Here is a 16925-nt window from a genome sequence, read left to right as displayed (position 1 = left end):
GCTGGTGCTGTGAGTGTTTCCAGGTGGACCGGTTAGCCGCCGGATCGGCGGGTCACGAGCTTCTCCACAGCGAGAGCTGCGCAATAGAAGAGGAGACCAAGAATGATCGAGCCAAGCACGTAGGCCCAGGCCAGGCCATAGTTGCTGCTCGACGCGGCTGACGTGATCGACTTGCCGAGGCCGCCGACCGGTCCGCCGAAATATTCGGCGATCAGGGCGCTGATCACGGCGAGCGAGGACGCTACGCGCAGGCCGGTGAAGACATAGGGCAAGGCGGTGGGCAGGGTGACCGCCCGGGTGGCCTGCCAACTGGTGACGGCGTAGGCACGCATGAGGTCGCGGTGCACCGGACGCACCTGGCGCAGGCCCTTGAGGGTGTTGAAGTAGACCGGCACGAACACGGCGAGTGCCGCGACGAGCTGCCGGGCGGTCTCCGCGCCGGCGCCAAACATTGTGTAGAGCACCGGAGCGAGCGCCACGATCGGCACCACCGAGAGGGCGGCGACGACCGGCGCGACCATCTCATCGAGCAGCCGCGCGAGGGCTGCCAGGATTGCGAGCGTGATACCGAACAGGGCGCCGATGATCAGGCCGATCAGGGAGTTGCGGCCGGTGACCGCCATTCCGCTGGCAACGTTGTTTAGATTGCCGGCGAATTCAGCGCCGATCGCAAAGGGTGCCGGCAGGATGAAGGCCTTGATGCCCAGCCCGGTGATTAGGGCCTGCCAGAGCGCAATGACGGCCACGCCGAACACGATCGGGGCCAGTACGGTCTGGACGAGCCGCGGCTGAGCGGTTCTCATCGGGTTTCGACCCCCCGCGCTCCCGTTGGGGCAGCGGCATCGCCGTGCAGCAGGTCGCGCACCTCGCTGAGGGAGTGAAAGAAGCCCTCGTTTTCGCGCAGGTCCTCGCTGCGGCCGCTCATATCGCCAAGTCCCACGCTCACAATGGAGCGGATGCGCCCGGGCCGCGGCGACATGACCACCACGCGGTTGGAAAGAAACACCGCCTCGGGAATGGAGTGGGTGACGAACACAACGGCCGCCCGGGTCTCGACGCAGATGCGCACGAGTTCGTTCTGCATGCGCTCCCGGGTCATCTCGTCGAGAGCGCCGAACGGTTCGTCCATGAGCAGCAGGCTCGGGCTTTCGGCGAGCGAACGGGCGATCGCTACGCGCTGCTGCATGCCACCGGAGAGCTGGTCGGGATAGTGGCTCGCAAAGTCGGCGAGCCCGACGAGCGTGATCAGTTCGGCCGCGCGACGGCGCCGGGTCGCCTTGCCCACTCCGTGCAGTTCGAGCGGCAGCTCAATGTTGCCGGCGACGGTGCGCCAGGGCAGCAGGCCAGCCTGCTGAAAGGCGATGCCGTAGTCCTGATCGATGCGGGCCTGCCGGGCCGGCTTGCCGAACACCTCGATGCTGCCGCTGGTGGGAACGTCGAGGTCGGCGACGAGTCTGAGAAGCGTGCTCTTGCCGCATCCGCTCGGTCCGATCAGACTGACGAATTCACCGGGCGCAACCGTGAGGCTCACATCGTCGAGGGCAGTGACCCCCGGGCCTTTGCGGGCGGCAAAGATGCGGCTGACACTGTGCACATCCACGGCAGGCACACCCGTTGTGTTGGTCATGCTGACACCTCTTCCCTGCGAAAGCGCCGAAGGAACAGGCCGATCAGACCTACAAAACCGGCGGCGACCAGGCCGACCAGGATTGATCCGATGATGGGCGCCCAGGGCTTGCCCGGATCATTGCCAGCCGCGCCGGCGTATTCAACGATGAGCCGGCCAATGCCGCCGCGCAGCCCGATCGACACCTCGGCGACGACGCTGCCGACCACGGCGCTGACCGCGGCCAGGCGCAGGGCCGGTAGTAGGTAGCCGACACTGGCTGGCAGGCGCAGCCGCCAGAGCGTCTTCCACCACCCCACCGAGTAGCAGTGCATGAGGTCGACGTGGTTGGTGTCGGGCGAGGTGAGGCCTCGCAGGGCGCCGACGGACACCGGGAAGAACGCGAGGTAGGAGGCGATCAGGGCCACCGACATCCAGCTCTCCCAACTGAATTCACCGAACTGGATCTGTGCGCCCCAGCGTCGCACGAGCGGGGCGATCGCGATCAGCGGCACGGTCTGGCTCAGAATGATCCACGGGAGGATGGCCGACTCGGCCAGGCGAAAGCGCTGCATGAGCAGCGCCAGGGCGAGCCCCACGGTCACCCCGACCAGCCAGCCGACCGCCGCGATACCCAGGGTGAACAGCGAACCGGCCAGCACCGCCGCCCACAGCGGCAGAGCGGATGCCGCGCCGGTCACCGGCTCGAGCACGCGCTCGAACATGACCCAGAGATGGGGCATAGCCAGGTCGCTCGTGCGCGGCAGAACGGTAAGCGTGCCGATGACAACGCCGTCGACCGGACCAAAGGTCTTGTACAGCTCCCAGATCAGGGCGAGCAGCACGAGACCGGCCAGGCCGAACAGGCCACCGCGCAGGCGAGTGCGCAGCCCCGAACGCCGGGGCTGGTGCTGTTTCGCCACTCCGAGCGCCCCGCGCGTGAGTGGGGCGGCCTGCTCGCTGGTCGTCGGCATCCGCTTGGCTATTTCGTGGCCATGATCGAGTCGGCCAGGGCTGGAATCACGGTCTCGCCGTAGACGCGCATCGTTTCTTCCTTGTTGTCGTGCTGTAGATAGCCGGCAAACTGGTCGACGCCAAGGTCTCTGAGCGCCTCCAGCTTTTCGATATGGTCCTTGGCGGTGCCGAGCAGGCAGAACCGGTCGACGATTTCGTCGGGCACGAAGGCAGCGTGTTCATTGCCGGCCTTGCCGTGCTGGTTGTAGTCGTAGCCCTCGCGGTTTTTGATGTAGTCGGTGAGCGCCTTGGGCACGGCGGAATCGGCACCGTACTTGGCGACGATGTCGGCCACGTGGTTGCCGACCATGCCGCCGAACCAGCGGCACTGGTTGCGCATGTGTTCCCAGTCTTCGCCGATGTAGGCGGGGGCGGCGACGCAGAACTTGATCGACAGCGGATCGCGGCCGGCGTTGGAGGCTGCTGTGCGCACGCTTTCGATCATCCACTTGGCGACGTCGAGGTCGGCCATCTGCAAGATAAAACCGTCGCCCACCTCACCGGCGAGCTTGAGCGCGAGCGGACCGTACGCGGCGACCCACATCTCCAGGCTGGAGCCGCGACTCCACGGAAACTGCACGGTGGCGCCGTTGTATTCGACCGGCCTTGAGTTGGCGAGTTCTCGAATGACGTGGATCGACTCGCGCAGTGTTTTCAGGGTGGTCGGGGAGCCGTTGGTGGTGCGCACGGCTGAGTCGCCACGGCCGATGCCGCAGATGGTGCGGTTGCCGTACATCTCGTTGAGGGTCGCGTAGGTCGACGCCGTGACCGTCCAGTCGCGGGTGGCCGGGTTGGTGACCATGGGACCGACGATGATTCTGCTGGTTTCGGCCAGGATGCGGCTGTAGATCACATAGGGTTCCTGCCAGAGCAGGTGTGAGTCGAAGGTCCAGACGTGGCTGTAGCCGTGTGCCTCGGCGAGTTTGGCCAGTTGCACGGTGCGCGATGACGGCGGGTTGGTCTGGAGTACTGCTCCGAAATCCATGTCTGCCCCTAAATCAAGTACTGGCTCAGGCCGCGTTTGATAAATCGGCCGTCACTCTTGGTGCCGAGGTAGGCGAAATCGTCGACGACGACCTTGCCGCGGGAGATGACGGTGTCGACGTGGCCGTCGATCTCGTAGCCTTCCCAGGCGGAATAGTCCATGTTCATGTGGTGTGACTTTTCGACGCCAATGGACGTGTGTCCGTTCGGGTCGTAGATCACCACGTCGCCGTCGGCGCCGGGCGCGATGACGCCCTTCTGGCCGTACATGCCGAACATGCGTGCCGGGGTGGTTGAGCACACTTCGACCCAGCGTTCGAGGGAGATCTTGCCATCGACGACGCCCTGGTATAGAAGGTCCATGCGGTGTTCGACCGAGCCGATGCCGTTGGGAATTTTGGAGAAGTCGGTCAGGCCTATGTCCTTCTGGCCCTTTATGCAGAACGGGCAGTGGTCGGTGGAGACCATCTGGATGTCGTTCGTGCGCAGGCTCTGCCACATATGGTGCTGGTGGCCCTCGGCCCTGGCGCGCAGCGGCGTGGAGCAGACCCACTTGGCGCCCTCGAAACGGCCCCACTCGTCGCTCTCTGCGCCGAGGTTGTCCTCGAGCGAGAGGTAGAGGTACTGCGGGCAGGTTTCGCCGAACACGTTCTGGCCGTTGTCCCTGGCTGTCGCGATCTGGTCCACCGCCTGCTTGGCTGAAACGTGCACAATATAAAGGGGAGCGCCGGTGAGGTTGGCGAGCATAATCGCCCGGTGCGTGGCTTCTTCCTCGGCCTGCCAGGGCCGAGTGAGGCCGTGATAGAGCGGGCCGGTGTTGCCGGCGGCGACGGCCTGCTGCACGAGCAGGTCGATGACGCTGCCGTTCTCGGCGTGCATCATGATCATGCTGCCGTTCTGGGCAGCCCTCTGCATGGCCTTGACGATCTGGCCGTCGTCGCTGAGGAACACGCCCTTATAAGCCATGAACAGTTTAAAACTTGAGACGCCCTCGTTTACGAGTTCGTCCATCGCGGTGAGAGAGGTGTCCTGCACGTCGGAGAGAATCTGGTGAAAGCCATAGTCGATGGCGCACTGTCCGGCGGCCTTCTGCTGCCAGGCGGCGTAGCGCTCGAGCACGTCCTCGCCGGCGTACTGCACGACGAAGTCGACGATGCTCGTGGTGCCGCCCCAGGCTGCGGCGCGGGTGCCGGTTTCAAAGGTGTCGCTGGCCTGGGTGCCGCCAAACGGCATCTCCATGTGGGTGTGGGCGTCGATGCCGCCGGGAATGACGTACTTGCCGCCCGCGTCGATGACGCGATCGACATTGCCCGCCACGTCGAACCCGAGCAGGTTCGCGCCGGGTGCGAGCACCGCGGCGATTTTCTCCCCGTCGATCAGCACATCCGCGAGCCCTCGGCCCGTGGCGTTGACCACGGTGCCGTTCTTGATCAAAGTCTTCATGGCATCCTCCGTTGTGGTCGGCTGGGGCTACGGCGCGACGAGGGGCTCATAGGAATCGGGGCGGCGGTCGCGGTAGAACTGCCAGGAGTTACGCACCTCGCGGATCACGCCGAGGTCGAGGTCACGTACCAGGATCTCTTCGGTGTCGGTCGACGCCCGCTCGCCGACGTAGTTGCCCTTGGGATCAACGAAATAGGAGCTGCCGTAAAAGGTCACGGCCTCCTCGCCGAACTCGGCTTTCTCGTTGCCGATACGGTTGTTGGCGCCGACGTAGTACTGGTTGGCCACCGCGGCGGCCGGCTGCTCGAGTTCCCAGAGGCGGTTGGACAGTCCGGGCTTGGTGGCCGAGGGGTTGAACACGATCTCGGCGCCGTTCAAGCCGAGTGCGCGCCAGCCCTCGGGAAAGTGGCGGTCGTAGCAGATGTAGACGCCGATCTTGCCGTACTTCGTGTCAAAAACCGGGTAGTCGGTGTTACCGGGGCGAAAGTAGAACTTTTCCCAGAACTGCGGCAGGTGGGGGATGTGGTGTTTGCGATACTTGCCCAGGTAGGTGCCATCAGCGTCGATGACCGCGGCGGTGTTGTAGAGCACACCGGGCTGTTCTTCTTCGTACATCGGCACGACGATGACCATTTTAAACTCGGCGGCGAGCTTTTGAAAGCGCTCGACGATAGGGCCGGGCACGGCCTGCGCGTAGTCGTAGTACTTGGAGTCCTGCACGATGCCGAAATAGGGGCCATGAAACAGTTCCTGAAAGCAAATCACCTGCACGCCCTGGGCGGCCGCGGTACGCACGAAACCCTCGTGTTTGGCGATCATGGACTCCTCGTCGCCGGTCCAGGTGGCCTGGGTGATCGCTGTTCGAACGATGTTCCTACTGTCGACAGTCATGCTGTGCCTTCCACTTGCTTTCGTTAGTCAAGGGACAATGCGAACCGCGCTGTTCGTATTGTTATTATTTGACGTAAACATTTCAAATGTGTTTCTCTGTGTATCGCACGCATTATTCATCCTGTCGGCCAACGCACCCAAGGGCAAGGGCAATGCAGAACTTTATCGGCGAGATCGAGCAGCGCTCCCCCGCGGGGATAGCCGCGGCCATCGGCCGGCTGATTGCCTCCGGCCAACTCGCACCGGGTGACCGCCTGCCCACCGTTCGAGCGCTGGCCGGCGAGCTCGGCGTGAGCCCCGCCACGGTCAGCCACGCCTGGCAGGCGCTCTCCGCGGTCGGCCTGATCACGTCACGTGGGCGCGGCGGCACCTTCGTGCAGGAAGCCGCACCCAAGTGGCTGCCGGCCCGCAGCCAGTCCATGGTTGGTGCGGTTGGCGCGGTTCGCCTCGACCTCTCGCGCGGCACGCCTGACCCGAAGTTGTTGCCGTCGCTGGGGCCGGCGCTTTCCCGGGTTTCCCAGCGTGCGGTGACGCCGAGCTACCAGGATCTGCCGATTATTCCGGAGCTGCTCGAGGTGCTGCGGGCTTCCTGGCCCTACCCGGCCCCGACCATCACCATCGTCGACGGCGCCCTCGACGCCATCTCGCGCAGCCTCGACGCGGTGACCCACTTCGGCGACCGAGTCATCGTGGAGAACCCGTCGTTTCCGCCGTTTTTCGATCTGCTCGACCAGCTCGGCCTCGAACGGCTGCCGGTGTCCGTCGACAAGCACGGCATCGTTCCGGCCGACTTCGCTGCGGCACTGAAGCTCGGCCCAGCGGTTGTGCTGTTGCAGCCGCGCGCGCAGAACCCGACCGGAGCGTCGATGACGGCGCATCGGGCCAAAGAACTGGCCCGGCTGCTACGCACGACTTTCGCGAGCGCTGACACCATCGTGATCGAAGACGACCATTCCGCCGAGATCAGCATCGCGCCCGACGTGAGTCTTGGCGTCTGGTTGCCGGAGCGCACGCTGCACGTGCGCAGCTTTTCTAAATCGCACGGCCCCGACCTGCGCATTGCCGCCCTCGGCGGACCGACCACGCTCATCGACCCGATCGTGTCACGGCGCATGCTCGGTCCCGGCTGGACCAGCCGCATGCTGCAAACTATTTTGCACGACCTGCTCACTAATGGCGAGAGCATGGCGCAGGTCAGCGAGGCCCGCCGCATCTACTTCGCCCGCCAGCGTGCCCTCGCCGACGCCCTGGCCGAGTGCGGGCTCGGTGTGGTGCAAGCCGACGGCATCAATACCTGGCTGCCGGTGCAGAACGAGCGTGACGCCATTGTGCGTCTCGCCGCGTCCGGCATTCGCGTGGCCGGCGGCTCGCCCTTTTTGTCGAACACCGGTGGTCCCGAGTTCATTCGGGTGACCGCCGGCGCCCTGCCCGACGACATACGACCCGTAGCCGAGGCCCTGCGCGCTGCGGCGCATCCGCTCGACGCTACTGTGCACCCGGTCGCTGCGCGCTGGTCGTAGCCGTGGCCAAACGCGGTTGGGCCGCTCGTTCAGCAGACCTGAATACAGAACCCAGTTATCGAGTCGTTCCTTCGTTGGCCACCTGTGCCACGACTCGATCGGATGCTTCCTGAAAGCGGGCGAATCGCCCCTCGATGCGGGTGGATGGCTCTGGTTGAGACAGCAGTGCTTCATCTTCGTCGATGACGACGGCCGGCCATCCTGCAATCTTTCCGGCGATAAGGGCCGCTCCCAATGCGGTGGCGTTCTCGATGCGTCGACCGGCCACGGGGTGCCCCAGAACGTTTGCCGCTAGTTGCCGAATTCCGTGGTGTTTGCTGCCACCCCCGACCATTTGGATGAGTCCCGCATGCCCGGGCAGCTGGTCGATCGCTCGCCGGAGGCCAAAAAGCATCCCTTCGACGGCCGTGGCGGCGAGCATTTCACGACTGGTGCTCAGCCCCATTCCTTGCCAGCCTGCGTTCGATGCGTGAGTGAGCGCGGGGATTCGTTCACCGGCGAAGTACGGCAGGAAGACGGCTTCATCGTTGGGAATCGATAAATATGGCGATTCATAGATCTCGCTCCATTCCATTGCGAGCAGGTCACGCACTCGTCGGAGGGCGAGGCCACCGTTCAACGGGGCGGCCATTCCGAAATAGGACCCGGTCGCGGACCGGAATGAATGAAACGTAGGGTGCGCAGTGGCGGCGGGGGTGATGTCGGCCACGAGCGCCTGTACACCAGAACCCACGATGATCGACAATGCTGCAGACCCGGTGTTGATCGCTGTCAAGGTGGCGGCGACATCACCGCATCCAACAGAAACCGGGATACCCGCAGGAAGACTCCAACTTGCCGCAGTTGCAGCATCCAGACGCCCGGCAACGCTGCTGCTGGGCCGGATTTCGGGAAACAGCGAGGCGCGAATGCCCAACTCGGCAGCGAGTTCACGGTGCCATCCATTGTTCACAACGTCCCATAGCAGCGTTGCGGAGGCGTCGGACGCGTCGGTGACGAGAACGTCTGGAATGAGTCGTGTACGGAGCCAATCTTTTGGGGACAGGAACCGATGGGCACTACGGTACTGATCCGGCCAGTGACCTGCCGCCCAGAGCAGAAGAGGACCCGCCATTCCGGGGCCCAAAGGGTTGGCCAATGCACTCTTTAAATGCGGCGCAAGTGTGCGCCACATCTCGACTTCGGCCAGTGCTCGAGTATCCGGCCACAGTAACGCTGGGGCGATAGCCTCGCCGCGCTCATCGACGAGGAGGACCCCATGCATCTGCCCATCGATGCCGACTGCTTCTATCTGTGCATCTGGTGCAAGCTGCCGGAGTCGACCGACGACCGAGCGTGCTGCCAACTCCCATTTGGCAGCATCGATTTGAGCCCATCCGCTGTGCGGGGAGTCGAATTCGTACTCAGCGGAAGCCGTCGCCACGACGCGTCCGTCATGGCGAAGAAGAGTGCCCTTGAGCCCGCTCGTTCCCAGATCCAGTCCAAGAACGCACTCTGTGTCAGCCATGTTCTTCCTTCAGGAATTGATCGGTCGATGTTGTCGGGGTCGCGGAGTCGGACCCGGTCTCATTGATCTAGAGTTTAGGCAGACCACCGGTTTGCTTTGACCGGTTCTGCTGGCCTGGATTTGGGCTGAGGTCCACCATTATTCCGCCAGTTTGCGGTGGCGTTGCCGCGTGCGACGAGCCGCGACGAGCCGAAAGAGACCTCATGAATCGACTTACCGTGTGCCTGGCTGCGCTGGCCACTTCGACCCTGCTGCTGAGCGGATGCGCCGCCGCCTTGTCGCCGGCCGCCACGCCCGCCCAGACTCCCGCCGCTGGCGCCGGCTATCCGGTGACAGCCTTTAACTGTGACCGGGTCGTCACTGTCGAGTCAGCCCCCGAACGCATCGTGTCGATCAAATCGTCGGCGACCGAACTGCTGTTGGCCCTCGGCGTCGGCGACCGCATCGTGGGTTCGGCCTTTCTCGACGGCCCGCTGCCAGAGTCGCTCGAAACGACAGGCGCCGACCTCAACGTGATCAGCGACTTTCTGCCCGGTCAGGAGGCTGTACTCGGACTGAACCCCGACTTCATCTACGGGGGCTGGGAATCCAATTTCACTGCGGACGGTGCAGGAGAACGTGACGCCTTAGAGACGCTCGGTGTGGGCACCTACGTCTCTCCCGCTGCCTGCAAGGGCGAGCGGATGCCCAACCCTCTCACCTTCGACACCGTCTTCAGTGAAATTGAGGAAGCCGGCGCAATCTTTGGGGCAGCACCCGCCGCCGCCGACCTGGTCAGCACCCTGCGGAACGAATTGGCTACGCTCGAACCGGTCTCCACCGACACTTCCGCCCTCTGGTACTCCAGTGGCACCACCACGCCCTACGTCGGCGCCGGCATCGGCTCGCCGGAAATGATCATGAAGGCCGCCGGCCTGAGCAATATCTTCGCTGACGTGAGCGACACCTGGACCTCGGTGGGTTGGGAATCGGTCATCGAGGCCAACCCGAGCGTCATTGTTTTGGTCGACGCCACCTGGAACACGGCCGCCTCAAAGATCGCCCACCTCGAATCCGACCCGGCCACCCAGGTGCTCGATGCCGTGAAGAACCAGCGTTATATCATCCTGCCGTTCGCCTCGACCGAAGCCGGCATCCGCAACGTAGAAGCGGCGTCCTCCGCGATCACCCAGCTAGCCGACCTGAACGAGTGATCTTGTTCAGTCGGGAACTGCGGTGACTCGGAGCAGATACCTCGGGTGGCTCCTCGCGGCCACCGTCACTTTGATTCTGGGGTGTGGTGTGGCCGTGACCATCGGGCCCGCCGCCGTGTCCCTTGGGCAGGTGGCGGGCAGCATCGGCGCCCACCTCGGCCTCGCGACGGAGCCCGTTCCGATCCTCATCGACTCCATCGTCTGGCAGCTGCGACTGCCCCGCGTGCTCACGGCTGCGCTGGTCGGCGCGGGCCTCGCGCTCAGCGGCGCCGTGATGCAGAGCGTAACGCGCAACCCCCTCGCCGACCCATACCTGCTCGGGCTCTCAAACGGGGCATCCGTCGGTGCGGTCTGCGTCGTGATTCTCGGTATCGGGTTTTTTCTGCCGGCCGCGGCATTTGCCGGCGCTTTGCTCGCCCTCGTCGCAACGCTGAGCATCGCCAGGGTCGGCGGCACGATCACCCCCGTGCGGGCCGTACTGGCGGGACTTGCCATCGCGCAGCTCGCCGGCGCCCTGACGTCATTCATCATTTTCTGGGCCGCCAAGGGCGACTCGTACCGCGAGATTCTCAACTGGCTGCTCGGCTCGGTGGCTGGCGCCACCTGGCAGAGTGTCACGATCGCCGCAGCGGCCGTGGCCGTCGTGGGAACGGGCATCCTGTTGTCGGCGACCCGGCTCGACGCCTTCGCCTTCGGTGATACCGCGGCGGCAAGCCTCGGCATCAACGTGAACCGCACCCGCTGGGCGCTGCTTGGATCGGTCGCACTGCTGACCGGCGCGATGGTGGCCGTCAGCGGGTCGATCGGATTTGTCGGACTTATCCTGCCGCACCTCGTGCGCGGCGTCAGCGGCCCGGGGCACCGCCGGCTCCTGCCGCTGGTAGCGGTCTGCGGCGCGCTGTTTCTGGTCATCGCCGACACGCTCGCGCGCACGGTGTTCGATCCGCGCGAGCTGCCGGTGGGCATCATCACCGCATTCATTGGCGTGCCGGTCTTCATTCTGCTGATCAAGAGAAAGAAATCGCACCTGTGGGCGTAGACCTTGACCAGCTGTCGTTTTCCATCGACGACACCAGAATTCTGCGGAACGTTTCGGCGTCGCTTCCCACCGGCAGCGTCACCGGCCTGCTCGGGCCGAACGGTGCCGGCAAGTCCACCCTGCTGCGGCTCATCGCCGGCATCGACAAAGCGAATACCGGCACTGTTTCCCTCGACGGCGCCTCGGTTGGGTCGTTGCCCCGGCGCGAAGCGGCCCGCCGCATCGCGCTGCTCGAACAGAACGCGGCGCCGAGCGTGGAGCTGACCGTGCTCGAGGTCGTGCTGCTCGGCCGCATCCCGCACCGCACCAGGCTGATGGGGTCGTTCGGCGGTGACGATGACCGCGCCGTCGCCTTCAGCGCCCTCATGACCGTCGGCGCGGCGCCGTTGGCCGAACGTTCCTGGCAGACCTTGAGCGGCGGGCAGCAGCAGCGCGTGCAGATTGCCCGGGCCATGGCACAGCAGCCGAGCCTGCTGCTGCTCGACGAACCGACCAACCACCTCGACGTCAGCGCCCAGCTCTCGCTGCTGGGGCAGGTGCGAGAGCTTGAAGTCACGGCGATCATGGCCCTGCACGACCTCAACCTCGCGGCGGCGTACTGCGACCATATCCTGCTGCTCGACGGCGGCCGGCTCGTAGCCACCGGCACCCCCGACGAGGTGCTCACCCCCGAGATCATCGGCGAGGTCTACGGCGTGGACTGCTTCGTTTTGCCACACCCGCGCGGCGGCCACCCGGTCATCGTGTACTCCGCCGCCACGTCGAAGGGCAACTCATGAGGAACGTAACCGTACTGGCCGGCGGCGTCGGTGGCGCCCGCTTCACCCGCGGGCTGCTCGCCCACCTCGCTGCCGCCGCCCCCGAAGCAGCCGTGACGGTGATCGTGAACACCGGCGACGATCTGTGGCTCGACGGGCTGCGCATCTGCCCCGACCTCGACACCGTCATGTACACCCTCGGCGGAGGCATCAACGAAGAGCAGGGCTGGGGCCGACCCGAGGAAACCCGGCGGGCCTCCTCCGAGATTGCCGCCTACGGCCGGGGCTGGTCGTGGTTCACACTCGGCGATCTCGACCTCGCCACGCACATCGTGCGTACCGATCTACTGCGAAGCGGGTCGACCCTCAGCGAAGCGACCGAGTTTCTCTGCCGGCGCTGGCAGCCCGGAGTGCGGCTACTGCCGATGAGCGACCAACCCATCGAAACCCACGTATGCCTCGCTGAGAATATCGATGAGCATGCGGCCGGCGACTATATTCATTTTGAGGAATGGTGGGTGCGTTACCGCGCCCGAGTGGCCGTAACCGGGTTTGAGCAGCGAGGGCTGGCCAACGCGGTCGCAGCGCCCGGAGTGCTGGACGCCATCCAGACGGCCGACCTCATCGTGCTTCCGCCCTCAAACCCGGTCGTGTCGATCGGCACGATTCTGGCCGTACCCGGCGTTCGCGACGCCCTGCGTTCCACGAGGGCCCGGGTGGCCGGGGTGTCCCCGATCATCGGCGGCGCGGCCGTGCGCGGCATGGCCGACACCTGCCTGCACACCATCGGAGTCGACACGAGCGCCCTCGCCGTCGGACTGCACTACGGCGCCCGCAGTCAAGGTGGGCTCCTGGACGCCTGGCTCGTCGATGAAACGGATACCGCGGCGCTGCCCACCCTGGCGGCCGCCGGCATCCGTTCTGCTGCGGCGCCACTGTGGATGACCGACCTGCCCGCCACGACCGCGATGGCCGCCGCCGTACTCGCCCTGTGAACTAGAGCACGGCGAGCAGCGCGCTCGTGTGCGGGCCGAGCCCGAGTGTACGGGCCACGTCGAGGTCGACAACGGTGTCGACATCGTGACGCAGCGTCGAGGGGGGCGGCAGGTCGAGCACAACGTGCCCGGCGGCCTGGTGCGCGGCGCATGAGCCAACTCCGAACTGCGGCGTGAACGGGATGCCGGCACGGGCAAACAGGCTCGTCGTTCCCACGCCTGCGGCGTCGGGTACCACGGACCGTTCGTGCTGGGCGGCGAGCACGAAAGCAGCGTCAAGGTCGGCCGGGTCCAGGGCGGGCAGGTCCCCGGTCAGCACGGCCAGATTCGCGTCGGGCTGGTGGAGCCGGGCGGCCACGACGCCCTGCATGATCGCTGCATTCAACCGGGCATGCCCCGTTTCAGCGCCGGGCACCTCGGGCACGATGACCGCGCCGAGCCCGGCGAGCAGCGCTCCCAGACGTGCACTCGCGGTCACCACGAACACGCGTGCCACAGCGGATGCCGCCACCAGCGCCGTCACCGTGTCGAGCGCGAACGCATCGGCGAGCTCGGCCCGTTCGGGCCCAGCCCCGAGCCTGCTCTTCGCCTCCGAGCTCCCCTTGATGGGAACGACGACCACCCAGTTGGCCGCGGCGGGCGGCGACGACGTTCGGTCGACGGTGCCGCGTGTTTCGTCCATGGCAAAACGCTAGCAGCGTCGTGCACAGTCGGCGCGCGGTAGCCTCAAGGGTCGACGGCAAACATCCGTCGACCCGAATACATTCGTTTGAACTACCCAGGAGGTTTCATGTCAGTCACCACCCAAGCACGCACGCTGCCCATGTCGATCACCACCTACCTTGAACGCAGCGCGAGCCCCAAGCCCGCGTCCGCCAGAGCGACCTTCACCGAGAACGCGGTCGTCATCGATGACGGCAAGACCTACACGGGCGAAACGGCCATCGCCGCCTGGCTCGCCGGCAGCGTTGCCGAGTTCGAGTACACGACCACCCTGCTGCGCACCGAGACAGATCAGTCGTCGACGACCGTCGTCAACCGCGTCGAGGGCAACTTTCCCGGCCGCAGCGTCGACCTGAACTACCGTTTCGAGCTCGACGCCGAAAGCGGCCTGATCGAGGCCCTCACGATCTCGATTTAGTCTCTTCCAGCCGCGAGCCCCGCGGCGTATCCCTCGGCATACCCCTCTGCATACCCCTCGGCACAGGCCTCCGCCGTGCCGAGCCGGAACATGTCGCTGTCACTCGGCCGCTGCAACGCCCGAGCGCCGGGAAGCGCCAGGGCACCGACCAGGCGGCCAAGTCCGCGCACCACGGCGACCGGGTTGCCGCTGGTCTTGCCCTTGACCAGGTCGGCAGCGGCAGCGATCTCATCGGCGACGGCCGCGACCGTGACGTCGAGCCGGCGGCCGGAAGTATCCGCTGTGCCGCGCAGGTCATCGAGCACCGCGAACCCGGCCGCGCCAATGGCCATGTCGGTCTGGCCTTCCCGCCAGGGACGCCCGGCGGTATCGGTCACCAGCACGCCGAGTTGCAGCCCGGTGCGCTCACGAAGGGCAGCGCAGATAACGCGCGCAGAGGAATCCGGATCAACCGGCAGTAGCAGCACCACGCCATCGGGGGCATTACTGGTGTCGACGCCAGCCGCGGCCATGACCAGGCCCTGCCGGTTTTCGACGATGCGCGTGACACCGCCGGGGTGCGCCCGCGACGCCACGACGCGCACGGTCTCGTCGGTGATCGCCTGCTCCCGATTCACCGCCGCCACGACGCGGCCCTCGGCCTTTGAGACGATTTTGCTGGTAATTGCTACGATATCGCCGTCGAGCAGGCGCGACTGTGCTGCCTCAGCGATCAGGCTGGCAAGGTCATCGCCGGCCTGAATCTCACCGAATCCACCGAGCGTGAACACCTTGAGGCCGAACAGTTCCATAGCGCCCACTTCTGCGGCGGCAGCGTCGGGCCGGGAATCGTACGGCATCTATCGAACGAGCTTCGGCAGAACGGATGCACCGAAGACGTCGATCCACTGCTTCTGATTGCGGCCGACGTTGTGCAGGTAGATGCGATCAAAGCCGAGGTCGACGAACTTCTGAATGTATTTGCGGTGCTCGTCGGGATCGGCCGAGATGATCATGCGGCCCTCGAAGTCTTCCGGACGCACGAGCTTGGCCATCTGCTCGAACTCAAACGGCGAACGGATGTCGCCCTTCGGAAACTTCATGCCACCGTTCGGCCACTCGTGCAGCGCACTGGTCATGGCCTCCTCGTCGGTTTCGGCCCAGCTCATGTGCAGTTGCAGCACCTTGGGCATGATCGACGGGTCCTTGCCGGCCTCGCGGGCACCGTCGTCGAACTTGCCGAACAGCATCGAGATCTTCTCCAGCGGGGCGCCGACCGTAATGAGGCCGTCGGCGAGCCGGCCAGCACGCTTGGCGGTGACCGGGCCGGCGGTGGCGACCAGAATCTCGGGGGCTACCTCGGGCATGGTCCACAGCCGGGTCGACTCGAGCTTGAAGAACTGACCGGAGTGCTTGACGTCCTTGCCGGCGATCGACCCGGCGAACAGCTTCGAGATGATTTCGATGGCCTCGAACATGCGGTTGATGCGCTCGGGAGCTTCGGGCCAGTAGCCACCAACGATGTGCTCGTTCAGGGCCTCGCCAGAACCCAAGCCCAGCCAGTGCCGACCGGGATACATTGACGCCAGTGTGGCCGAAGCCTGGGCCACCATCGCCGGGTGCCAGCGAAAAGTCGGGGCGGTCACGCCGGGACCGAAGTCTCCCTTGGTGCGCTCGGCGATCGCGGCGAGCACGCTCCAGACGAAACTCGACTGCCCCTGGGCCGGGACCCACGGCTGAAAGTGATCGGCCGCCATAACGCCGGTGAAACCGTGCTCCTCGGCGTAGGCCGACAGGGCGACCGCCTCAGCCGGTGCGAACTGCTCCAACATGGCCGCATAGCCAATCTGCAACTCCGTCATTGTGACCTTCCTGCGCCTAAGATTTTGTACCCATTCAATCGCAACACAACAAGAAGCGCATTCGATACCGCCGAGCCGGCATCCGCGTGGCGCCTTATAGGCTGAGAGCATGCGCATTGCCACCTGGAACGTCAACTCCGTTCGTGCCCGCTCCGGGCGCATCGTCGACTGGATGGAACGCGAGGACATCGATGTTCTGGCCATGCAGGAGATCAAGTGCAAGCCCGAACAGTTTCCGTCCCAGGTATTCGAAGACGCCGGCTACGACCTCGCCATTCACGGCCTGAGCCAGTGGAATGGCGTGGCGTTCGCGAGCCGCGAACCGATGACGGATGTCGTCACCGCCTTTCCGAATATGCCCGGCTTTCAAAAAGGTGCCGCCGGTCCAGATCAGCCGCTCGAAGCGCGCGCTCTCGGCGTGACCGTGAATGACCTGCGGCTGTGGAGCCTGTATGTGCCGAACGGGCGCGCTCTCGGCGACCCGCACTATGCCTACAAGCTGGCCTGGCTGAACGCCCTCAAGTCCCATGCGGCCGAGGAACTCAGCCGGCACCCCGCACTCGCCCTGGCGATGATGGGCGACTGGAACGTCGCCCCCCGCGACGAAGATATGGGCGACCCGAGCTTCGTACCCGGTCTGTCAACCCACATCTCGCCCGAAGAACGTGCAGCGTTCGACGCCTTCGAGCAGGCCGGTCTGAGCGACGTCGTGCGGCCGATCGTGCCGGAGGGTTTCACCTTCTGGGACTACAAGCAGCTGCGTTTTCCGCGCAACGAGGGCATGCGCATCGACTTTATCCTCGGCTCGCCGGCCTTCGCCGATCTCGTGACGGATGCCAGCATCCACCGTAACGAACGCAAGGGCGACGCCCCGAGCGACCACGTGCCGGTGCTTGTTGACCTCGATCTCGGCGGCGATGACGACGATCGCCCGATGATCTTCTAGGTCAATCCAGATTGCTCGGCCACCGGGAGGGGTTGTCGCCCTCCCCT

General features: G+C 65.3%; 17 protein-coding genes. 7 read left to right on the top strand and 10 right to left on the bottom strand.

Annotation, left to right across the window (positions count from 1 at the left end):
- Positions 1-32: 32 nt before the first annotated feature.
- Genes E3T51_RS05130 through E3T51_RS05105 form a run of 6 tightly spaced genes read right to left on the bottom strand, consistent with a single transcriptional unit; the run spans position 33 to position 5938 of the window.
- Positions 33-803, bottom strand: coding sequence for an ABC transporter permease (locus tag E3T51_RS05130; protein ID WP_134528329.1), 771 nt, complete (start codon positions 801-803; stop codon positions 33-35).
- Entirely contained in the window at positions 800-1627 is an 828-nt protein-coding gene (locus tag E3T51_RS05125) for an ABC transporter ATP-binding protein (protein ID WP_134528326.1), read from the bottom strand. Before E3T51_RS05125 ends, E3T51_RS05130 begins: the two co-directional genes overlap by 4 nt.
- Positions 1624-2580: an ABC transporter permease gene (locus tag E3T51_RS05120; RefSeq protein ID WP_134528323.1), complete on the bottom strand. Its 957-nt coding sequence runs from the start codon at positions 2578-2580 to the stop codon at positions 1624-1626. Before E3T51_RS05120 ends, E3T51_RS05125 begins: the two co-directional genes overlap by 4 nt.
- A gap of 8 nt (positions 2581-2588) precedes the next feature.
- Positions 2589-3605 (bottom strand): TIGR03842 family LLM class F420-dependent oxidoreductase, encoded by a 1017-nt coding sequence (locus E3T51_RS05115; RefSeq protein ID WP_104190969.1) that lies wholly within the window; start codon positions 3603-3605, stop codon positions 2589-2591.
- A gap of 8 nt (positions 3606-3613) precedes the next feature.
- Positions 3614-5047 carry a dihydropyrimidinase gene (gene hydA / locus E3T51_RS05110; protein WP_134528321.1) on the bottom strand — a complete coding sequence of 478 codons (1434 nt, stop codon included), beginning with the start codon at positions 5045-5047 and terminating at the stop codon, positions 3614-3616.
- Positions 5048-5074: 27 nt separating this feature from the next.
- Complete coding sequence (locus tag E3T51_RS05105; protein ID WP_134528318.1) at positions 5075-5938, bottom strand: nitrilase-related carbon-nitrogen hydrolase; 864 nt, start codon at positions 5936-5938, stop codon at positions 5075-5077.
- Between the two features lie 152 nt (positions 5939-6090).
- Between E3T51_RS05105 and E3T51_RS05100 the strand changes: the two genes are divergently transcribed.
- Positions 6091-7458 carry an aminotransferase-like domain-containing protein gene (locus E3T51_RS05100; RefSeq protein WP_134528315.1) on the top strand — a complete coding sequence of 456 codons (1368 nt, stop codon included), beginning with the start codon at positions 6091-6093 and terminating at the stop codon, positions 7456-7458.
- Positions 7459-7513: 55 nt separating this feature from the next.
- Here E3T51_RS05100 and E3T51_RS05095 read toward each other — a convergent pair whose 3' ends face one another.
- Entirely contained in the window at positions 7514-8965 is a 1452-nt protein-coding gene (locus E3T51_RS05095; RefSeq protein ID WP_134528312.1) for an FGGY family carbohydrate kinase, read from the bottom strand.
- A 203-nt stretch (positions 8966-9168) separates the two neighbouring features.
- On the opposite strand from E3T51_RS05095, the gene E3T51_RS05090 reads away from it, so the two are divergent.
- From E3T51_RS05090 to cofD, 4 genes are read left to right on the top strand one after another with little or no spacing between them, the layout of a single operon-like run.
- Positions 9169-10158, top strand: a complete 990-nt coding sequence (locus E3T51_RS05090) for a putative F420-0 ABC transporter substrate-binding protein (RefSeq protein WP_134528310.1) — start codon at positions 9169-9171, stop codon at positions 10156-10158.
- Positions 10159-10180: 22 nt separating this feature from the next.
- Positions 10181-11197, top strand: coding sequence for a putative F420-0 ABC transporter permease subunit (locus tag E3T51_RS05085; protein ID WP_134528307.1), 1017 nt, complete (start codon positions 10181-10183; stop codon positions 11195-11197).
- Positions 11188-11976, top strand: a complete 789-nt coding sequence (locus tag E3T51_RS05080) for an ABC transporter ATP-binding protein (RefSeq protein WP_134528304.1) — start codon at positions 11188-11190, stop codon at positions 11974-11976. The genes E3T51_RS05085 and E3T51_RS05080 overlap by 10 nt, the downstream gene beginning before the upstream one ends.
- Positions 11973-12950 carry a 2-phospho-L-lactate transferase gene (gene cofD, locus E3T51_RS05075; protein ID WP_134528302.1) on the top strand — a complete coding sequence of 326 codons (978 nt, stop codon included), beginning with the start codon at positions 11973-11975 and terminating at the stop codon, positions 12948-12950. The genes E3T51_RS05080 and cofD overlap by 4 nt, the downstream gene beginning before the upstream one ends.
- A gap of 1 nt (position 12951) precedes the next feature.
- Here cofD and cofC read toward each other — a convergent pair whose 3' ends face one another.
- Positions 12952-13632 carry a 2-phospho-L-lactate guanylyltransferase gene (gene cofC / locus E3T51_RS05070; RefSeq protein WP_134528299.1) on the bottom strand — a complete coding sequence of 227 codons (681 nt, stop codon included), beginning with the start codon at positions 13630-13632 and terminating at the stop codon, positions 12952-12954.
- Positions 13633-13740: 108 nt separating this feature from the next.
- Between cofC and E3T51_RS05065 the strand changes: the two genes are divergently transcribed.
- Positions 13741-14091, top strand: a complete 351-nt coding sequence (locus E3T51_RS05065; RefSeq protein ID WP_134528296.1) for a nuclear transport factor 2 family protein — start codon at positions 13741-13743, stop codon at positions 14089-14091.
- On the opposite strand, the gene E3T51_RS05060 is transcribed toward E3T51_RS05065, so the two are convergent.
- On the bottom strand, positions 14088-14882 hold the full coding sequence (locus tag E3T51_RS05060) for a coenzyme F420-0:L-glutamate ligase (protein WP_134528613.1): 795 nt from the start codon (positions 14880-14882) through the stop codon (positions 14088-14090). The genes E3T51_RS05065 and E3T51_RS05060 overlap by 4 nt on opposite strands.
- 48 nt (positions 14883-14930) lie before the next feature.
- Complete coding sequence (locus E3T51_RS05055) at positions 14931-15932, bottom strand: TIGR03557 family F420-dependent LLM class oxidoreductase (RefSeq protein WP_104190980.1); 1002 nt, start codon at positions 15930-15932, stop codon at positions 14931-14933.
- Positions 15933-16041: 109 nt separating this feature from the next.
- Between E3T51_RS05055 and E3T51_RS05050 the strand changes: the two genes are divergently transcribed.
- Positions 16042-16878 (top strand): exodeoxyribonuclease III, encoded by an 837-nt coding sequence (locus E3T51_RS05050; RefSeq protein ID WP_134528293.1) that lies wholly within the window; start codon positions 16042-16044, stop codon positions 16876-16878.
- Positions 16879-16925 lie beyond the last annotated feature (47 nt).

The sequence above is a fragment of the Cryobacterium serini genome, assembly GCF_004404025.1.
In the GTDB taxonomy this organism is placed as follows: domain Bacteria; phylum Actinomycetota; class Actinomycetes; order Actinomycetales; family Microbacteriaceae; genus Cryobacterium; species Cryobacterium serini.
Note: the sequence above shows the minus strand (reverse complement) of the source record. Positions and strands in the feature narration are given on the sequence as shown.

Bases quoted from the DNA above. Each gene is read 5' to 3' on its own strand.
- E3T51_RS05130 (WP_134528329.1), bottom strand. From the start codon at position 803: ATGAGAACCGCTCAGCCGCGGCTCGTCCAGACCGTACTGGCCCCGATC.
- E3T51_RS05125 (WP_134528326.1), bottom strand. From the start codon at position 1,627: ATGACCAACACAACGGGTGTGCCTGCCGTGGATGTGCACAGTGTCAGC.
- E3T51_RS05120 (WP_134528323.1), bottom strand. From the start codon at position 2,580: ATGCCGACGACCAGCGAGCAGGCCGCCCCACTCACGCGCGGGGCGCTC.
- E3T51_RS05115 (WP_104190969.1), bottom strand. From the start codon at position 3,605: ATGGATTTCGGAGCAGTACTCCAGACCAACCCGCCGTCATCGCGCACC.
- hydA (WP_134528321.1), bottom strand. From the start codon at position 5,047: ATGAAGACTTTGATCAAGAACGGCACCGTGGTCAACGCCACGGGCCGA.
- E3T51_RS05105 (WP_134528318.1), bottom strand. From the start codon at position 5,938: ATGACTGTCGACAGTAGGAACATCGTTCGAACAGCGATCACCCAGGCC.
- E3T51_RS05100 (WP_134528315.1), top strand. From the start codon at position 6,091: ATGCAGAACTTTATCGGCGAGATCGAGCAGCGCTCCCCCGCGGGGATA.
- E3T51_RS05095 (WP_134528312.1), bottom strand. From the start codon at position 8,965: ATGGCTGACACAGAGTGCGTTCTTGGACTGGATCTGGGAACGAGCGGG.
- E3T51_RS05090 (WP_134528310.1), top strand. From the start codon at position 9,169: ATGAATCGACTTACCGTGTGCCTGGCTGCGCTGGCCACTTCGACCCTG.
- cofD (WP_134528302.1), top strand. From the start codon at position 11,973: ATGAGGAACGTAACCGTACTGGCCGGCGGCGTCGGTGGCGCCCGCTTC.
- cofC (WP_134528299.1), bottom strand. From the start codon at position 13,632: ATGGACGAAACACGCGGCACCGTCGACCGAACGTCGTCGCCGCCCGCC.
- E3T51_RS05065 (WP_134528296.1), top strand. From the start codon at position 13,741: ATGTCAGTCACCACCCAAGCACGCACGCTGCCCATGTCGATCACCACC.
- E3T51_RS05060 (WP_134528613.1), bottom strand. From the start codon at position 14,882: ATGGAACTGTTCGGCCTCAAGGTGTTCACGCTCGGTGGATTCGGTGAG.
- E3T51_RS05055 (WP_104190980.1), bottom strand. From the start codon at position 15,932: ATGACGGAGTTGCAGATTGGCTATGCGGCCATGTTGGAGCAGTTCGCA.
- E3T51_RS05050 (WP_134528293.1), top strand. From the start codon at position 16,042: ATGCGCATTGCCACCTGGAACGTCAACTCCGTTCGTGCCCGCTCCGGG.